We start from the raw sequence: 16,944 nt of genomic DNA, 5'->3' as shown, positions 1-16,944 counted from the left end.
CGGCGCCCCCCCCGCCGGGACGTGCCGGGGCCACCGGGCCTGCCCGGCGCGGTTTCTTTGTCGCCGAAATTTCCATTGAAATCGAAGGTTCGATTTCAATGGAAATTGCGGACCTCCGGACTCCCGGACCTCCGGACTCCCGGACTCCCGGACCCGCGGACCCGCGGACCCGCGGACCCGCGGACCCGGGCGGAGCCTGGCTCGTTCGCCGATCACGAGTTCCGGGGGAGTTTCCCGAGTTCTCCCTTGAGCTCTTCCTGGGCCGTTCGGAGGTGTCTCACCAGCACGTCCCACCCGACCGCCTGTTCCGGGGCGTGCTTGCGCGTCTCGACGAAATCGACGATCGTGCGCAGCCGCTTCGCCGCCGCCGCTCGCGCCGCGTCGTCTTCGACGAACTGCATGGCCCGCTCGCACTGGAACTTCAGGATCACGATGTCACCGGCCAGCTCGACGGCCTGGTCGGCGTGCCTGCGGGCGTTGTCGCCGGCGTTCCTCGCCCAGACGCGGACCCGTTCCTCGATGTCGAACTCGGTGGGCTCCGGCCGGGGCGGGGCGGGCGCGAGCTTGCGCCACGTCGCGATCAGGAACACCACGACGGCGATCGCCGGCCCGACGACCGCCGCCAGCCACGGCCACGGCCACCACAGCGCGAAGATCCCGCTCAGCAACCCGAAGACGACCGCCTCGGCGACCGCCACCCGATCGCGGAACCGCTCTGGAAACGACATGTGCTCACCCGAAATTCCGGAAGACGCGCTCGAACGTCTGGTCGATGTCCAGGGGATTGGTCGTGTCGTTGTACGTGGCCTTGGTGATCCTGGAGATCTCCTGCAGCGTTGTGATGTTCTCGTCCCCCGACTGTCCATAGGGGATGGTGAAGATGGGGATCGGCGTCTCCCGGGCCTGCGGGTCGAGCTTCGCCAGCAGTGCCGTTGCGCCGCCGGGGTAGGGCTCGGTGTTCGCGCCGTCGCTGAGGAGCACGATCGCGTTGATGCGATCCGGTTTCGCCTCTCCCGTCATCGTCTGATAAGCCTCATCGATCGCCTGGTACAACGCCGTTTCCCCGACCGCCGTCAGGCCCTGGATCTTGGCCTTGAGCTCCTCGCGCACGTTGCCGACGCGGGACACCGGCACCACCTTGACGACGGACGGGTTCGACGAGAACGTCCACAGTCCCACCTCGTCGTCGACGTTGAGCAGCTCCAGCGCCCGCTGGGCCGCCGGGATCATCAGCTGCAGCTTCGACGGATCCTGGTTCGTGTCCGGGTCGTTGACGGGTTCCTCCATGGACCCCGAGAGGTCGAGCAGCAGGAGCACGCGGGCCCTGCGGCGCACGTTCTGCCAGCTCTCCAGCATCGCCGCCAGCAACTGGCCGTCGGGCGGCGGCACGAAGTTCAGCTGCTGACCGGCCGGCACGTGGAGGGTTCGCGTGAGCTGATCGGTCGGCCGCGTCGCGTCGTCGAGGGAGCGGAAGCCGAGGTCGGCGAAGCGCTTCTGCTGGTCGGGCTCGACCAGGAACCGGTAGAAGTCCTCTGCGACTGCCCGCTGTTCGCCGGTCGCCGCGGACATGACGACGAAAGGATGATCGAGCTCCAGCGTCCCGTCCCGCGGGTGCACGGCGCGCAGCGGGTTCTTCGGGCCCTGGCCGTTGATCCGGCCGGGGTCACCGGTCGGCGCGCCGAGGTTGTAGACGTAGGCCATCTGCTCCTGGATCACGACGGCGTCGAGGTACGGCCGGTAAGCCGGGTCGTTGCTGTCCCAGCGCTGTTCCTGGTCGTAGATCGTCTGCATGTACTGCACGGCCTCGTCGCCGTAGTTGGACACCGACAGCTCGATGTCGCGCACGAACTGCTGGACCTCGACGGCGTTCAGCCGTTCCCGGGTCAACTCGCCCGGCGCCGCGTTGAAGGTGACGACGGTGGCGGCCAAGCCTGAGGTCGAGGTCTCGGCGTTGTCCCTGCCGAGGATGAAGTCGTCCCAGTCCGGCTTCCCGTAGTCGGACCACCCGGACTGGGCCAGCTGGAGCACGTCGGCCCACGTGCTGAGCGGCCTGTTGCGCTGTTCGAGCGCCGCGGCCACCGACCCCGGCATGGCGATGACCAGCGTGCTCCTGGTGATCGACCGCGCGCCCGGCACCAGCAGGTCGCCGTGGCCCTCGTGTTCGAGCAGCCGCAACCACATCGACGACGTAGGCAGCCACACCTCCGGCGGTTTCACGCCCTCGGCGAGCAGGTTCTTCATCTTCCCGGAGGTGAGCGCGGTCATCTCCACGCGCGCGCACAGACCGCCCACCGCGCGGTGCGCGTCGTTGTACTCCCTGATGAGTTCCGCCATGAGGGCGGCCTTCTCCGACGACGAGCTGACGCGGATGGTCTCCGTCCGGCTGCATCCGGTCGAGGTGGACAGCGATACGGCGCCGGTCGCGCCGGCCAGTGCGACACCGGCGATCCCGCCGAGCACGTGGCGTCGTTGAACGAGTCGAGCCACGTCAGTCCTCCCCAGATCGCGTGCGAGGCTCGGTCAGGTCCCAGGTCTCGAAGCTGAACCGAGCGATCGTACCCGCCCAGCGGCGGTAGGTCGAAGGATTCCCGTGCACCGCGGGCCCGCGGCTCAGCACGCCCAGCAACCTCGTCCAGACGTCGCGCACTCGTGCCGGCTGCTCGGCGGCGGCGAGTTCCTCCACCAGCGCAACGACGTCCCCCTCGCGGCTCGCGTCGCGCAGCATCGCGATGAGGGCCCGGCATCCTTCCGGTGCGGCGACGAGCACTGCCAAGAGCACGAGAACGGCCTGGTACTCCCCGGTGCGGATGAAGGCTTTCTCGTCGAGGACGGTCGTGCGCACGAGGCGGTAGAGGTTCACGAACCGCTTCACCGCGCGGGGCGTGACCAGCAGCGGGCGGAGCCGCTGGATGAATTCCAGCTCGTCGGTCTGCAGCCACAGCTTTTCCGGCTGCGGATCGGGCGACTGCGGCCGGGGTTCGGCCAGTCTTGCGCGGTCCGGCGCGGACATCTCCGGGCTGGCACCGCCCGACCGCGGGGCGTCCGGCGCCGGTGCCGCCGGCAACGCGGATTCGGTCGGCACGAGCGCCTCGACGAACCGCTCGGCCTCGGTTCCCATGGGGCGCAAGCCGAACACCACCTGGAAGATCTTGTCGAGGTAGTCCAGCGGCGTCGCGCCGTCCTCCCCATCGGCGCGGCCGCCGAACAGTTCCGAGTGGTACTGCTCCAGGCAGCGCCGCAGCCACCGGGGATCCACCGCGACGACTACGACGAAAAGCCGGAGCGCGAGCAGCATGTGCACGGCGGCGAGCACGTCGACGACCTTGCGCGGCGAACAGCGGTCGAGGTCGTCGATGTGGAGGATGACCCGTTCCAGCGGCGGCGAACCCGCGGAGGCCGCCCGCTGCTGCTCGTCGGCCTGATCCCACTCCGCGAACGCCTTCTCGGCGGATTCGCTGAGCCTGCGCAGATCGGCGTGCGCGCGGCCGAACAACCCGCGGTACTGCTCGTAACCGCCGGCCCGGGCCTCCTCGATCACCAGCGCCAGTTCCTGGGCGGCGTCGAGCTTCGCGAGCTGCATCTTGGTGTCCCGCACGCGGCTGTCCAGGTTCGGGGAGCCGCCCGCGGTGAGCCGCCGGGCCGTGGGCCACGTCGTGGTGATCAGTTCGATGATCGGCAGCACGGTGCTCACCGAGCCCACCAGCCACGCCCAGGCGGCGCCGCCGGTCAGCCACACCACCAGGCCGGTCGCGGCGGCGAGCAGCAGTGCGATTCCGGCTGCCCACGCGAGACGAGCACGCCGGAGCACGAGCTTCGCCCACCACAGCCGCATGCGCGCCCGCAGCCGCCGGCCGAGGCCGGCCTCGGGATCGGCCAGCTCTTCGAGGAAGTGGAGCTCCTTGCGGAGGGTGGTGCGTTCGGCGCGGACGTCATCGGCGTCGGGGGGCACGGGTTCGGCGAGGGCGGCGAACAGGTGCTCCACGATCCCGACCCACAGGTGGTCGTCGTTGTAGTGCCACGCGTCGAAGCGCACCTGGCGCACCGCCGTCGCGAAGACGCTGCGCGCCGGATTGCGGCCGGCTTCCTTCGCGAGCCGTTCGACGTTCTTCTCGAGCTGGCGCAGGAAGCTCGACTTGCCCGATCCCCAGCGGCCGAGCAGTGCGATCGCCAGCGGCGGCCTGGTTTCCCGGTCGAGGACGAGCTCGGCGAGGCCGCGCACGTCGTCGGCGAAGTCGAGCAGGTCTTCGTCGCTCTCCTGGTCGCTGGCGAGCCCGGCCTGCGGTCGCTGCTTCGTGCCGGGATCCGCGGGGCCGCCCGTCGTCAGGTCCCAGACGCGGATCGAGCCGTCCTCGGCCCCGCTGATGAGCAGCCTGCTGTTGGGGGTGACGGCGAAGGACCGCACGGCGCCGTCATGCCTGCCGTGCATCTGCATCGGCTTGGTGGGGCGCTCCGGCTCCCAGGCCCAGACGCCGCCGTTGAAATCGCCCGCGACGACCTGCCGTCCGTCGTGCGTCACGGCCACCGCGACCACGTCTTCGCAGCCGGTCAGCCGCACCGTGCTTTCCTTCTGCCCGCGGTTCCAGCAGAGCACGCCGTCCAGGGTTGCGCAGGCGACGCGCGTGCCGCCGGGGGAAGCCGCCACCGCGGCGTTGCCGGGCGCATGGCCGTTCAGCCGGCCCAGTTCCTCGCCGGACCAGTCCGCGACGCGGATGAGCGGGTCGGAGCCGGCGGTGACGACCTGCCTGTTCCTGGTCACCGCGATGCTCTCGACGAGCCGGTGCCCGCTGGGCCAGCTGCTGCCGTCGGGCGGTTGCAGGACGGTTCCCGCGAGGTCGATGGCCGCGACCGCGTCGCCGCCGGGCGAGATGGCGGCTGCCGTGACGCGAACGCGGTGCCGCGCGGGGGAGGTCCCGCGGTTCTGGACCGCCCAGTCGACCGTCGCGGTCCGGCCGCACGAAACGACTCGGTCGTCGGCGGTGACCGAGACGGCGAGCACGGCGTCCTCGTGCTCGGAGTGCTTGTGCAGCAGCATGCCGGTGCGCAGGTCCCAGACCCGGACCGTGGCGTCGTCGCCGCCGGTGACGAACCTGCGGCCGTCCGGGAAAACGGCGATGGCGCGAACGGCGCCGCGATGGCCCGCGAACGGTTCCGGAGTGCTCGTCATGGTGATCGCCGACACTATCGCGATCAAGGCCGAACGCACATGGATTCGGGAAGAAAGGCAACGCCTTCGCCACGCAGACCCCGCGCCACGGCCTTACCAGGCGAAACGGATTGTGGTGGCTGCTGGTCCGGGAAGACCGGCCCCGGCCGCGGGAAACCGTCCGAGGGCAGTGCTGAACCGAACGGCACCACGCCGCCGTGACTCCAGGAGAAGGCGCGCGGGCCGAGCCCGGGAACAGGCCCGGCCTGGGGGACAGCCCTACCCCCGCGGGGCGGGGCAGCCACCGGAAAACCAGCGGGACAGCACCGGGGAACGGAGGGACAGACCCGACGATTCCCGCGCCGATCAACGGAAGCATTCCTGTCGACACCAGGGGATCGCCCAGCACATCCGCCGGGAAGGGAATGCGAAATGAACACCATGGACAGTGTCATCCGGGAGCACGGCGCCGCGCTGCTTTCCTACGCCACCCGCCTCACCGGCGACCGGTACCTGGCCGAGGACGTCGTGCAGGAAACGTGGCTGCGGGCCTGGCGCCACGCCGACCGGCTGACCAACGGCAAGGGCTCGGTGCGCGGCTGGCTGCTGCGCATCGCCCACAACGTCGCCATCGACCTGCACCGCGGTCGCCAGGCCCGGCCGACCGAGGTCGGCTTCGACGGCGAAGCGCTGGCGAACACCACCGTGCAGTCGGCGCCCAGCGACGAGGTGGAGAACCGCGTGGTCGTGGGCGAGCTCCTCGACCACCTCTCCCCGGTACACCGCAGCGCGGTGGTGGAGGTCTACTTCACCGACCGCACCGCGACGTCCGCGGCATCCGTGCTCGGCGTTCCCGTCGGCACCGTGAAGAGCAGGCTGCACAACGCACTTCGCACGCTGCGCGACCAGTTCCCCAGCCTGCTCCCGGAAGCCGCGTGACGGAATGGCGGGGGCGGGCGGGTCAGCGCAACTCGGTGCAGGACGTGGCGTCCGCGTCGTCCGCGGCGCGGGTCTCGATGCGCACGTTGGAGAACGTGACGTCCATGCGCCGCTGGGAGTAGACGACGAACGGGGTGTTGACCTTCCTGGGGTCGAGCCCCGCCGACACGAAGCAGGACAGCGGAATCTTCACCGCGGCCTGCTTCTCCACCGGCAGCCCGGCGAACAGCGAGGTGGCCGGCAGCTCGGCGACGCACGGGTACTGGCAGTGCACCGCGATCTTCGTGGTGTCGTCCGGCGGCGGCGTGTGCAGCACCGCGTCGAAGACCAGCGCGCCCCCGTTGTCCACGTAGGACGAAAGGTCGATCGCGTCCCGCTGGTTCGCGGTCTGGAGGTAGAACTGCCCCGGCTTGTCGTCCAGCCAGGACACCCGCACGCCGTTGTTGCCGGGGTCGGGCGTCGCCTTGATCAGCGGCGACTGCTCCGCGCCGTTCGCGGCGAGCTTGGTGCCGCCCCAGTTCACGTCGGAGGCGACGAAACCGACGAACGGGTTGACGGCCTGGCCGTCGTAGATCTTCAGCGGACCGTTCGGCGGCGTGGACTTCGCGGCGACCGGGTGCTCGGCCGCGCCGGGCTTGTCGTCCCCGCTGGTGAGGAACGTCGTCACGGCGGTGCCGACGATCAGGACGGCCGCCGCCGCGATCGCGGGCACCAGCCACTTCCGGCGGCTCGGCCGCGGCGCGGCCGACTGCGGCGGGGCCGCGGGTGGCGGTGGACCGACGGGGGCCGGGCGCGGGCTCGGCGCGGGGGCGGGCCGGGGCTGCGCGGAGACGAGGGCGGCGCCGAGTGCCACGGTGAACTTCGGGTGCAGCGTCACCCGCACCGGCTTGTTGAACTCCTGGGCCACCTGCTGGGCCACCAGCGGGACGCGGGATGAGCCGCCGGCGAGCAGCACGGCGGACAGGTCCTCGACCCGCAGCCCGGCCGAGGCCGTGGTGCGGTGCAGCGCATCGGTGGTCAGCCGCACCGACGGCTTGATCATCTCGTTGAACTCCAGCCGCGTGATGGTGACCTCGCGCGGTCCGGAGGGCAGCGGGACGGACAGCCGCACGTCCGGCTCGATGGACAGCTCCTCCTTGGCGCGCACGCACATCGCCTGGATCGCCGCGAGCGCGGTCGCCGCCGCCGGATCGGCCGCGTCCAGCTCGCTGATCGCGCCGTCGAGCCGCTGGTCGATGTGGGCGAGCAGCGCCTCGTCGAAGTCGATGCCGCCGAGGTGCTCGATGCCTTCCGGGGTGCCGAGGATCTCCATCCGGCCCGCCCGCATCCGCAGGATGGTGGTGTCGAACGTGCCGCCGCCGAGGTCGTAGACGGCGACCACCTCGCCGTCGCCGAGCCGCCGCTCGCTGGAGTAGTGCGTCGCCGCCGCCTCCGGCTCGGTGATCAGGCGGAAGTCGTCCACCCCCGCCAGCCGGGGGACCTCGGTGAAGTGCTCCCGCCGGTACGGGCCCCAGATCGCGGGGTAGGTCAGCACCACCGACTCCGGTGGCCGCCCCGCGCCCCGGGTCACGGCGGCGAGCACGTCGCGCAGCTGGGCGGCCATCAGCGCGGCGGGGGAGTAGGTGGACCCGCCGAGCACCAGCGGCGTCGGGTCGCCCAGGCGGCGCTTGAAGTTCCGCGCCGTCCGGGCCGGGTCGGACGCGGCGCCGAGCGCCGCGTCGCCGGTCAGAAGTGCGCCGTCCGGCGCACGGTAAGCTACCGAGGGGACGATCATCGCAGGGGACATCGGCACCATGCGAGTGCCGTCCGGGCCGCTGATCGCGGCGGAGGCGAACGATGTTCCGAGATCGATACCAACGCCGTACCGCACTACCTGTGCCCCTTTCACGGCAGCGAACGCGAAGACAACCACAACCCAAGCGAGATCGATCCTATGGTGCACGCGAAATGGGGGATATCCCTACCCCCGAAGGGGGTTTGCACCCTTTCTCCCGATTCTCGCGGGGGCGAGGCTGTTGTGATGGCCGGCATCGTGCGCAGGATCACCGGACTGGGCAGGCTGCTGCCCGGCTGGTTGCGAGCGCCCGGCCGCAGCGCCGTCAAGTACCGCTACGAGCTGGAACGAGAGCTGCACGACGGACCGGCGGCGAGCCTGTCGGCGCTGGCCCTGGAACTGGGCCTGATCTCAGCCACGGCCGGTGACCCGCACCTCTCCGCCCGGATCGACGCACTCCGGGACACCGTCTGCCTGCTCGTGGAACGCGTTCGCCTGCTCGGCGCGACCATCCACCCGCCGGCGCTCGTCGCGGGTCTCGGACCGGCGTGGCTGTCAGTGGCCGAGCAGGGTGACCTGCGATTGCGGCTGGACCTGCCGCCCCGCGATCTCGGTGCGCAGGTCTCGGGCCGGACGGGTCTCCTCGTCGCCGATCACCTGCGTACGCTGGAGCCGGGCACCACCGTGCAGGTGCGAGTGCGGGGCAGGAGGTTCGTGCGCGTGCACATCACCGAACAGCGGCCGGGTTCGGCGCAGCGGCGGCATTTCCGGGTGGTGCTGGGATGAAGGTGGCCATCGCGGAGGACGGCGCGCTGTTCCGGGAAGGCCTGGTCCTGCTCCTGGAGGCGGCCGGGCACGAGGTCGTCGGTTGCGTCGGCGACGGAGACGCGCTGCTGGCGATCGTCGCCACCGAGCCGGTGGACGTCGCGATCCTCGACATCCGGATGCCGCCGGAGCCTGACGGCGGCCTGGTCACCGCGGAGCGGATTCGGGCCCGCAGCCCCGAGACCGGCCTGCTGCTGCTGTCGCACTACGCCGAGACGCACTACCTGATGCGCGTGCTGGAGATCGGCGCGGAGCGCATCGGTTACCGGCTCAAGGAGCGCGTTGCGGGCGTGCAGGTGCTCGCCGACACGCTGGACCGCATCGCCGCGGGCGAGATCGTGATCGAACCGGCGCTCGCCAAGCGCCTCGTCGAGGCCCCGGCCGGTCGCAAGGACAGTCCCATCGCCGCGCTGACCGAGCGGGAGCTCGACGTGCTGCGCCTGATGGCCGAGGGACACGCCAACAACGCGATCGCCAAGGAGCTGTTCGTCTCCGCGAAGGTCGTCGAGAAGCACATCGCGTCGATCTTCACCAAGCTCGGGCTGCCGCGTGACCAGGTCCTGCACCATCGCCGCGTCCTCGCCGTGCTCGCCTACCTGCGGGCGCGCCGGATTGAAGGCTAGGCGGGCATGCCGAAGGCCCGGCGTGCGCACGACCTCGTCACCTCCGTGCCGCCCCACCGGCTGGTCGCCGCCCTGGTGCAGCAGCTGGCGGAGGCGGTCGGCGGGCAGGCGGCCTACTGCGTTCCCGCGGTGGGCCGGCCGGCCGACCTGAACGTCATCGCCGCGTCGCCGGAGCATCTCGCGGTGCGCGGCGGACTTCCCGACGAGGCGGCCAGGGAACCGGTGCGCGGCGGCGGGTTGCTGCTCGTCGCGGGCACCCGGCGCTGGGGAGCGAAAGAGCAGGCCGCGATCCGGGAGACCGCGGGCTGGCTCGGCGTCACGGCCGAGGTGGACCGGCTGCGCGCGGATCGCGACCGCGCCGAAGCCCGCGCCCGCGGGCTGCGCGCCGAGGTGACGGCCGCGCGCGAGCGGCTTGCCCAGGTGCGCGATCTGGAGCGGCGCCGGCTGGTCCGGGCGATCACCACGACGACCCAGCAGGACCTCGACGGCGTGCGCCGGCGGCTGCGCGGCCTCGGCGAGCTGATGGCCGAGGACGCCGCGCTGCCGCAGCTCGCGGAGCTCGGCACCGCGGTGGACGAGATGCTGGACAACTTCCGGACGGTCGTGCGCGGCGTGTACCCGGCGATGCTGCCGGAACGCGGTCCGCGAGCAGCGCTCGAAGAACTGGCGGCGACGCTGCCCCACCCGGTCCGGTTCGACGGCGAGCTCGGGCGGCGCGTCGGCTGGGAGGTCGAGTCCGGTTTCTACCACGCCGTCGCGTCGGTGCTGAACCTGTTGGCGGGCAAGGGGATCAGCCCCGATCCCGCCGTCGCGGTGGAGTTCGGGCGGGACGACGCGCTGCGGGCGCGGGTCACCGCCACCGCCGGGCAACTGTCCACGCGAGACCTGCGCGCCGCGCTCGACCACGACGCCGGGCGCCTCGCGGTGCTGGGCGGCGCGATGGAATGCGCGGTGTCCGGTGGGGAGGCCGTGGTCACCGTGCGGCTCGCGGACCGCGTGACGCCGACGGCGACCCCGCCCCGGGCCGAGGTCAGCGCGCTGTACCAGCAGGTGTGGGACCTGGTGCGGCAGGGCAGGCGCGCCGCGGGCGACAGCCCGGACCGGTCGCGGTGGGACGCCGTCGCGACGAGGATGGCGATGTCTGCGCGCCTGGCCGTGGTGACCGACGCCGCGGCGGACCCGGTCGAGGTGGCCCGCGCGTCCGCGCTCGGCGTCACGGTGGTCGTCGCCGACGGGCCCGCAGACTGGGCGCTGGCGGAGGAATTCCTCGCCGACGAAGGCCCGCACGGATCGGTCGACGCGGTGCTGTGCCTGGTGCAGCCCGACCCCGCGTTCCGGTCGGCGCTGCGCCGGGGCCGGCAGCGGGTCGAGCTGAGCGAGTCGGCGAGCCTGGATCAGTTGGCGCGCAAGCTGATCGCGTGGGCGCCGGTGCTCGCGGCCCGACGCGCCATCGTCGCGGTGCGCGCACTGCTGCCGGGGCTGCCCGGGGATCACCCGCTGTGGTGGGAAGTGGACCGGATCGCCACCGAGGCGCACGAGATCACCGAGCTGGACCTGCTCGACGAGATCTCGGCCGGTGACACCCGGGTGCTGCACGGAGTCGCCGACGACGCCGCGCGGCTGCTCGGCGCGCACGGCGCCGATCCGCATGCCCGGCTCGGCTTGGACCAGGACGCGAACGAAGAACAGGTGCAAGCCGCGGCGCAGCGGGAGGCGCTGCGGTGGCGGACCCACGCGGGGAAGCCCGGCACCAGCGGCCGCGACAGGATGGCGTGCGAGGTGTTGGTGCGCACAGCGGAGGGACTGCTCAGCGCGGCACGAGCCCGGTGACCGTGGTGCCCCGGCCCGGTGCGGAGCGGACCGTGACGGTGCCGCCGACGGTCGCGAGCCGCGCGGACAGGTTGGGCAGCCCGGAACCCGCGTCGGCGACGGTGAATCCGGGGCCGTCGTCGGACACCACGAATTCGAGCCCGCGGTGGCTATCGCGGACGGTCGCGGCGATGGACGCGCCGGGCGCGTGCTTGTGCGCGTTGTTCACCGCCTCCAGGCACGCGAAGTACACGGTGGACTCGACCAGGGGAGGGCGGCGGCGCCGCAACTCGGTGGTGTCGAGCGAGACGTCCTCGTGACCGGCGAGTTCGGCGGCGAGCGCGGCCGCCAGGCCGTCGGTGGCCAGCGCGATGGGCAGTATTCCGGCGGCGGTGTCGACGAGGACCTTCTCCGCGTTGTCCAATTTGGACATCAGCGTGCCGAGCCGCTGCTCCGTCGCGGCGCCCGCGTGCTCGACGAGCGCGAGCGCCATCCGCAGCGCGACGAGGTGGTGCTGGGCACCGTCGTGCAGGTCGCGTTCCAGCCCGCGTCGTTCCTGCTCCATCTCCACCGTCGCGCGCCACCGGTCGTCGGCCAGCTCGCGCGCCGCGGCATCGCCGTCGCGGCGCAACCGGTCGGTCTCGGTGGCCAGGCGCACCGCCGCCAGCGGCGCGCCGAGCACTGCGGCGAGCGAGGTCACCGGACCGACGGAGTCCGGTGCGAGGGCGAGGATCCCCTGCAGCTCACCGCCGTACTCGACGGGGTGCTCCAGCCACGGGCCGGCTCCGCGCCCCCACCGGTAGCAGTCTCCCGCAACGCTGAACGCGCATCCGGTGGCACCGAGCGCGGTGCCGACCACGCGGGCCAGATCGCACGGGTCGGGGGCGCGCCGCAGCTGCGCGAGGTACTCCGACACCGCCTCGATCGCTCGTCTTTCCTGCCCACGCACCCTGCGAAGGTATCGCGTGGCGCGAAGTGCAGGGCGACCCGCCGGGCGAATACCGGCGAAAACTGTGGAAATGGCGTGTTCAGAGCCGCTCTCGGGGGCTTGTGTTCTGGATCACGCCGCGAATGGGGGCCCGGCGGGCTCGCGGACCACGCGCCGAGGAATCAAAGAGGGCGGCGAAATCCGGAGTGCAGGGCGAGCGGGTTTCGCCGATGTTCACGCATTCGTCGCATTGCCGGCCGGACGCCCCGGTGACGGAGCGGGGGCGCCCGGTTTTCGCCGGCCGCCCCCGCTCCGGGCGCTCGATCAAGGGCGAGCGGTCACCGCATCCGCCACAGCTCGTAAACGCCGTTCGTCGGCCTGCACTCGTGCGGCAGGTCCACGCCCGGTCCGCCCGGGCCGCCGACCATGTCCTGGTAGCCCTGCTCGCACGCGTCCGCGGTGTGGTACCAGTAGCCGGTGTAGTACCACTCGGCCGGTGCGGCGGTCGCGGACGTCGCGGTGGCGACGAGCATGCCGAACCCCACGAGGGCACCGGCCATCAGCTTCTTCACGGTAGATCCTTCCTTCGCCCGGGAAAATGCCGAACTCGCATTCCCGTCATGGATTGCCGCCGGCGCGCGCCGGTTTTCCGGACTCGCGGTTGTCCGGATTCGGCGCGGCCGGCGGTCTTTCGGATGAACCTGCGATCGTTGCCGGGATCGGATGAACGCCGTCCGCGAACTCGATCGCCGCGGCCGAAGTTATCAGCGCGGTGACCGGGGCCACCGGAATTGTCCGCAGGCAGGGAAGAATGGGCAGCGGATTTGCCCTGCAATCCGGGCGAGGAGTGCGGAGTGAACCGCGTGGTGGATCCGCGTTCGTGGGACCGGGCTTCAGCCGCAGCAGAACATGTTGTCGCAGGGGGCGCCGACCTCGCTGCCGTAGGCGACGAAGTCCCGGATGGGGGCGAGGACTTCCTCCGCGGCGGCGGCGTCCAGCGGCGGGGCCGTCTTGTCCAACGGCTTTCCCCAGGTGGGCGGCGTGTCGTCGATGTCGAAGCGCCGATCGCCGTCGACGAACAGGGTCCACAGTGGATGATCCGGGAAGATGTTGAGCCGCAGCACCCACGACCGGCCGTCGACGGTGGCGGCCACCGGGAAGCGCGTGTCCCCGGTTCGTCGCCATTGCGGCCTCGCGAGCAGTTCTTGCGGTGGCATGCGCTCAGTCTCGCCGAGTGGCCGGGAGCGTGGAAGCCCCGGCCCGCCGCGCTGAGCGCCCGCCCCGCGTCTGGATGATCCTTTTCGCGAAGTGCTGTTCACTTGATCACTTGAGCCCTGCGTCCGATTTGATTAGGTTAGGCTAACCCAAGTGGTCTGCCGGGTTTCGTGCTCCCGGCGCCGACCGCTTCGGGAATCACGACGGAGGAGGAGCTCGCCGGCATGGCTGGACCCGCGGTACCCCTCGAACTGCCCGCCGTCGCGGACGAACCGCTCGCCCTGGCATGGCCGGACGACTCGGCACGGGTCCTCGGGCCGCTGCCCACCCCGGCCGAGCTGGCCGAGCGCTTCCCGCGCGGCGAACGGCTGCGCGCCCAGGTGGCCGGGCACCGCCGCGCCGCGCGGGAGATCGTCGGCGGCGCGGATGATCGGCTGCTGGTCATCGTCGGGCCGTGCTCCGTGCACGACCCGGACGCCGCGCTGCAGTACGCCCACGAGCTGGCGGCCGCAGCCGCGGCGCACGATCGCGACCTGCTGGTGGTGCTGCGCGCGTACCTGGAGAAGCCGCGAACCTCGGTCGGCTGGAAGGGCCTGCTGCACGATCCGCACCTGGCCGGCCGGGAGGACCTGGCCGAGGGGCTGGCGATCGGGCGCGAATTCCTCGTGCGCGCAGCGAATTCCGGCCTCCCGCTGGCGTACGAGTTCGTGGACCCGTTCCTCGCCCCGTACGTCCTCGACCTGGTGTCGTGGGGCGCGCTCGGCGCGCGCACGGTGGCCTCCCAGCCGCACCGGCAGCTCGCGTCGGCGCTGCCGATGCCCGTCGGCATGAAGAACGGCGTGACCGGGGACGTCGAGGTGGCGATCGCCGCGGTGCGAGCCGCGCGGGCACCGCACACCTTCCCCGCGCTGGCCGCCGGCGGAGCCCCGTCCGCGGTCGTCGGCGCGGGCAATTCCGCTTGCCACGTCGTGCTTCGCGGTGGCGCGCGGCCCAACTACGACGCGGCGTCCGTCGGTGCGGCGCTCGACGGGCTGCGCGCCGCGGGCGTCGAGGCGGGCGTCGTGGTCGATGCCTCGCACGGCAACAGCGGGAAGGACCACCGGCGGCAGCCGGGCGTCGTCGAAGACGTGGCGGCGCAGGTCGCGGCGGGCAACCGCGGCCTGCTCGGAGTCATGATCGAATCCTTCCTGGAAGCGGGCAATCAGGACATCGCGGCGAGGCCGCTGCGCCACGGCGTCAGCGTCACCGACGGCTGCCTGGACTGGCCCACCACCGCGCACTGCCTGGACGTCCTCGCGGAGGCGGCGCGCCGCAGGCGGATCGCGCCGGTGCGGCCCCGGACCCGGCCGGCCGGGCGGTGAGCGGTCTGCGGGCCCGGTCGGCGTCAAGCACTATTCGAGAGGTGAGCAAGTCCTGATGAACCCGTTCGACGATCCGGAGGGCACCTTCCTGGTGCTGGTCAACGACGAGGAACAGCACTCGCTCTGGCCGGAGTTCGCCGAGATCCCGGCGGGCTGGCGGCAGGTGTTCGGCCCGGACGCCCGCGAGGCCTGCCTGGACCACATCCGGGCGAACTGGACCGACCTGCGGCCGAAGAGCCTGCGGATCGCGATGGGGGAGGGGGCTGCATGACGCGCGGAGGCGGAGCGGACCGGATCGCGCGGGTCCGGGAAGGCCGGCACGCGGAGAAGGTGGGCTACCCGATCCGGATCCGCGAGACGGAGGTCGTGCGCACCGGGATGATCGGGGCCGGGCTCCTGCGCGTCACGCTCGGCGGCCCGGGCATCGAGGGCTTCGAGGCGCACTCGCCGTGCGTTTCCCGCGCGGCGGCGTAGGAAACCCTTGTTTCCCGTAGAACTCGTGTTGTTTCATGGTGGGCGTCTTCGCGGTCCGGCAGGGCCGCAGCGGTGGAGGGAGAACTCGTCGCGTGATGCGCACCGGAGGATCGCTCGTCGTCGAGTCGCTCGCGGCATTGGGCGCGGACACCGTGTTCGGCGAGCCCGGCCAGCACGCGCTCGGGATCTTCCAAGCCCTGGCCGGGTCCGGGCTGCGGTACGCGGGTTTCCGGACCGAGCTCAACGCCGGGTTCGCGGCGGCGGGTTTCGCCTGCGCCACCGGTCGCCCGGCGCCGCTGCTGGTGTCGACCGGCCCGGGCGCGCTGATCAGCCTCGCCGCGCTGCAGGAGGCGGCATCCGCCTCGATCCCGGTGGTCGTCATCGGCAGCCAGGTCCCGTCGGCCGGTCTGGGCGGCCCGCGCCGGGGTTTCCTGCACGAACTGCCCGACCAGCGCGCGTGCGTGGCGCAGGTGGTGAAATCCGCCGGAACGGCCCGGCATCCGTCGCAGATCCCGAGCGCGATCGCCCGAGCCTGGGAGGTCGCGCTCACCCCGCCGCACGGCCCGGTCTACGTCGAGATCCCCCAGGACGTCCTGCTGGCCGAGGTCGATGTCCCGCCCGTGACCGGGCTGACCGCGACGCCGCGACTGCCGGCGCCCCGGCCGGAACTGATCCGCGCCGCGGCGGCCGATCTGGATCGCGCGCAGCGCCCGGTGATCCTGGCAGGCGGCGGAGTGGTGCGCGCCGGGGCCGAGGACGCCCTGCTGGGACTCGCAGAGAAGCTGCGCGCCCCGGTCGTGACGACCTTCGGCGCCAAAGGCGCGTTCCCCTGGCTGCATCCGCTGTCGGCGCAGTCCTGGTTGGAGGATCAGCACACCACGGACTTCCTGGCCGACGCGGATGTCCTGCTCGTGGTCGGCAGCGGGCTCGGGGAATTGTCCAGCAACTACCACACATTCCGGCCGCGCGGGCGCGTCGTCCAGGTCGAAGCGGACCCGGGCAAGCTGGAGGCGAACGTCCCGGCGCTGGGCGTTCACGCCGATGCGCGGCTCGCCCTGGAGGAGTTGGCTTCAGCGGTCTCCGCCCGCGAACCCGACGGCGCGGCGGAAGCGCGTGTCGGCGAGTTGCTGACGAAGATCCGGCACCGGCTCGACGGCCAGGACCTGGGCACCGAACGCGCGCTCGTCGAGGCGATTCGCGCCGCGCTGCCCGACGACGCGCCGAGCTTCTGGGACATGACGATCCTCGCTTACTGGGCCTGGTCGGCTTTCGATGCGCGCGTCCCGGGCGCGATGCAGTCGGCGCAGGGCGCCGGCGGGCTCGGCTACGGGTTCCCCGCCGCGTTGGGCGCCGCCGTCGCGCTGGGCGATCAGCGGCCGGTGCTGGCGGTTTCCGGTGATGGCGGCGCGATGTACGGCATCAGCGAGCTGGCCACGGCCCGGCAGCTGGATTTGAACGCGACATGGTTGATCGTGGACGACGGCGGCTACGGAATCCTGCGCCAGTACATGACCGACGCCTTCGGGGCCACCTTCGGGACGGAGCTCGCCCGGCCCGATTTCGTCGCGCTCGCGGAGTCCTTCGGAGTCCCGGCGCGCCGATCGACGCCGGTAGACATGGAGCGGGATCTCGCGACCGCGCTGGCGGAGCCGGGCCCGAACGTCGTGGTGCTGCAAGCGAATCTACGCATGTTCGCGCCGACGCACCTGCCCGGCTGAGTCGACGGCTCAGCGGCCGCTTCAGGACGGCTCCGCCCGGCCAGGCCGACGCCGTGCGCGATGAGGTGGTGTGCGAGTTGGTTCGCGCGGGTGTTGAGCTCCTCGTAGGTCAAACGGGTGCGGCCGTGTTCGAGC

At 72.0% G+C, this 16,944-nt stretch carries 15 protein-coding genes and 1 pseudogene; 8 read left to right on the top strand and 8 right to left on the bottom strand.

Going from position 1 to position 16,944, the window contains the following annotated elements:
• Positions 1–212 precede the first annotated feature (212 nt).
• The 3 genes from ACWEV3_RS42880 to ACWEV3_RS42870 are packed head-to-tail and all read right to left on the bottom strand — an operon-like array spanning position 213 to position 5,164.
• Complete coding sequence (locus ACWEV3_RS42880; RefSeq protein WP_452619415.1) at positions 213–728, bottom strand: hypothetical protein; 516 nt, start codon at positions 726–728, stop codon at positions 213–215.
• A gap of 4 nt (positions 729–732) precedes the next feature.
• Positions 733–2,487 (bottom strand): extracellular solute-binding protein, encoded by a 1,755-nt coding sequence (locus ACWEV3_RS42875; protein ID WP_452619414.1) that lies wholly within the window; start codon positions 2,485–2,487, stop codon positions 733–735.
• Position 2,488: 1 nt separating this feature from the next.
• On the bottom strand, positions 2,489–5,164 hold the full coding sequence (locus tag ACWEV3_RS42870) for a P-loop NTPase fold protein (protein WP_452619413.1): 2,676 nt from the start codon (positions 5,162–5,164) through the stop codon (positions 2,489–2,491).
• 420 nt (positions 5,165–5,584) lie between these two features.
• On the opposite strand from ACWEV3_RS42870, the gene ACWEV3_RS42865 reads away from it, so the two are divergent.
• Positions 5,585–6,082, top strand: a complete 498-nt coding sequence (locus tag ACWEV3_RS42865) for a sigma-70 family RNA polymerase sigma factor (protein ID WP_452619412.1) — start codon at positions 5,585–5,587, stop codon at positions 6,080–6,082.
• A 22-nt stretch (positions 6,083–6,104) separates the two neighbouring features.
• Here ACWEV3_RS42865 and ACWEV3_RS42860 read toward each other — a convergent pair whose 3' ends face one another.
• A complete protein-coding gene (locus tag ACWEV3_RS42860) occupies positions 6,105–7,868 on the bottom strand; it encodes an Hsp70 family protein (RefSeq protein WP_452619411.1) in 1,764 nt (587 codons plus the stop codon).
• A 234-nt stretch (positions 7,869–8,102) separates the two neighbouring features.
• Here ACWEV3_RS42860 and ACWEV3_RS42855 point away from each other — a divergent pair, with 234 nt between their 5' ends.
• The 3 genes from ACWEV3_RS42855 to ACWEV3_RS42845 are packed head-to-tail and all read left to right on the top strand — an operon-like array spanning position 8,103 to position 11,134.
• Positions 8,103–8,642, top strand: a complete 540-nt coding sequence (locus tag ACWEV3_RS42855; RefSeq protein WP_452619410.1) for a histidine kinase — start codon at positions 8,103–8,105, stop codon at positions 8,640–8,642.
• Positions 8,639–9,304: a response regulator transcription factor gene (locus ACWEV3_RS42850; RefSeq protein ID WP_452619409.1), complete on the top strand. Its 666-nt coding sequence runs from the start codon at positions 8,639–8,641 to the stop codon at positions 9,302–9,304. Before ACWEV3_RS42855 ends, ACWEV3_RS42850 begins: the two co-directional genes overlap by 4 nt.
• A gap of 6 nt (positions 9,305–9,310) precedes the next feature.
• Complete coding sequence (locus ACWEV3_RS42845; protein ID WP_452619408.1) at positions 9,311–11,134, top strand: hypothetical protein; 1,824 nt, start codon at positions 9,311–9,313, stop codon at positions 11,132–11,134.
• Here ACWEV3_RS42845 and ACWEV3_RS42840 read toward each other — a convergent pair.
• From ACWEV3_RS42840 to ACWEV3_RS42825, 4 genes are all read right to left on the bottom strand, one after another.
• Positions 11,112–12,062, bottom strand: a complete 951-nt coding sequence (locus ACWEV3_RS42840) for a sensor histidine kinase (RefSeq protein WP_452619407.1) — start codon at positions 12,060–12,062, stop codon at positions 11,112–11,114. The two genes, ACWEV3_RS42845 and ACWEV3_RS42840, sit on opposite strands and share 23 nt — an antisense overlap.
• Before the next feature lie 317 nt (positions 12,063–12,379).
• Positions 12,380–12,613: a hypothetical protein gene (locus tag ACWEV3_RS42835; protein ID WP_452619406.1), complete on the bottom strand. Its 234-nt coding sequence runs from the start codon at positions 12,611–12,613 to the stop codon at positions 12,380–12,382.
• 46 nt (positions 12,614–12,659) lie between these two features.
• Positions 12,660–12,827 carry a hypothetical protein gene (locus ACWEV3_RS42830; protein WP_452619405.1) on the bottom strand — a complete coding sequence of 56 codons (168 nt, stop codon included), beginning with the start codon at positions 12,825–12,827 and terminating at the stop codon, positions 12,660–12,662.
• Positions 12,828–12,934: 107 nt separating this feature from the next.
• Entirely contained in the window at positions 12,935–13,258 is a 324-nt protein-coding gene (locus ACWEV3_RS42825; RefSeq protein ID WP_452619404.1) for a hypothetical protein, read from the bottom strand.
• 222 nt (positions 13,259–13,480) lie between these two features.
• Here ACWEV3_RS42825 and ACWEV3_RS42820 point away from each other — a divergent pair, with 222 nt between their 5' ends.
• The 4 genes and pseudogenes from ACWEV3_RS42820 (at position 13,481) to ACWEV3_RS42805 (ending at position 16,809) form a co-directional block, all read left to right on the top strand.
• Complete coding sequence (locus tag ACWEV3_RS42820; protein WP_452619403.1) at positions 13,481–14,617, top strand: 3-deoxy-7-phosphoheptulonate synthase; 1,137 nt, start codon at positions 13,481–13,483, stop codon at positions 14,615–14,617.
• Between the two features lie 52 nt (positions 14,618–14,669).
• Positions 14,670–14,888: an MbtH family protein gene (locus ACWEV3_RS42815; protein ID WP_132481520.1), complete on the top strand. Its 219-nt coding sequence runs from the start codon at positions 14,670–14,672 to the stop codon at positions 14,886–14,888.
• Positions 14,885–15,067 (top strand): annotated as a pseudogene (locus tag ACWEV3_RS42810) (hypothetical protein); the annotation flags it as partial. The gene ACWEV3_RS42815 and the pseudogene ACWEV3_RS42810, both read left to right, overlap by 4 nt.
• A gap of 119 nt (positions 15,068–15,186) precedes the next feature.
• Positions 15,187–16,809, top strand: coding sequence for a thiamine pyrophosphate-binding protein (locus ACWEV3_RS42805; RefSeq protein ID WP_452619416.1), 1,623 nt, complete (start codon positions 15,187–15,189; stop codon positions 16,807–16,809).
• The last annotated feature ends 135 nt before the right edge of the window (positions 16,810–16,944 follow it).

It is taken from the genome of Saccharopolyspora sp. NPDC003752 (assembly GCF_053605825.1).
The sequence above is the reverse complement of the archived record's forward strand: the minus strand, read 5'-3'. Positions and strand labels throughout refer to the sequence as shown.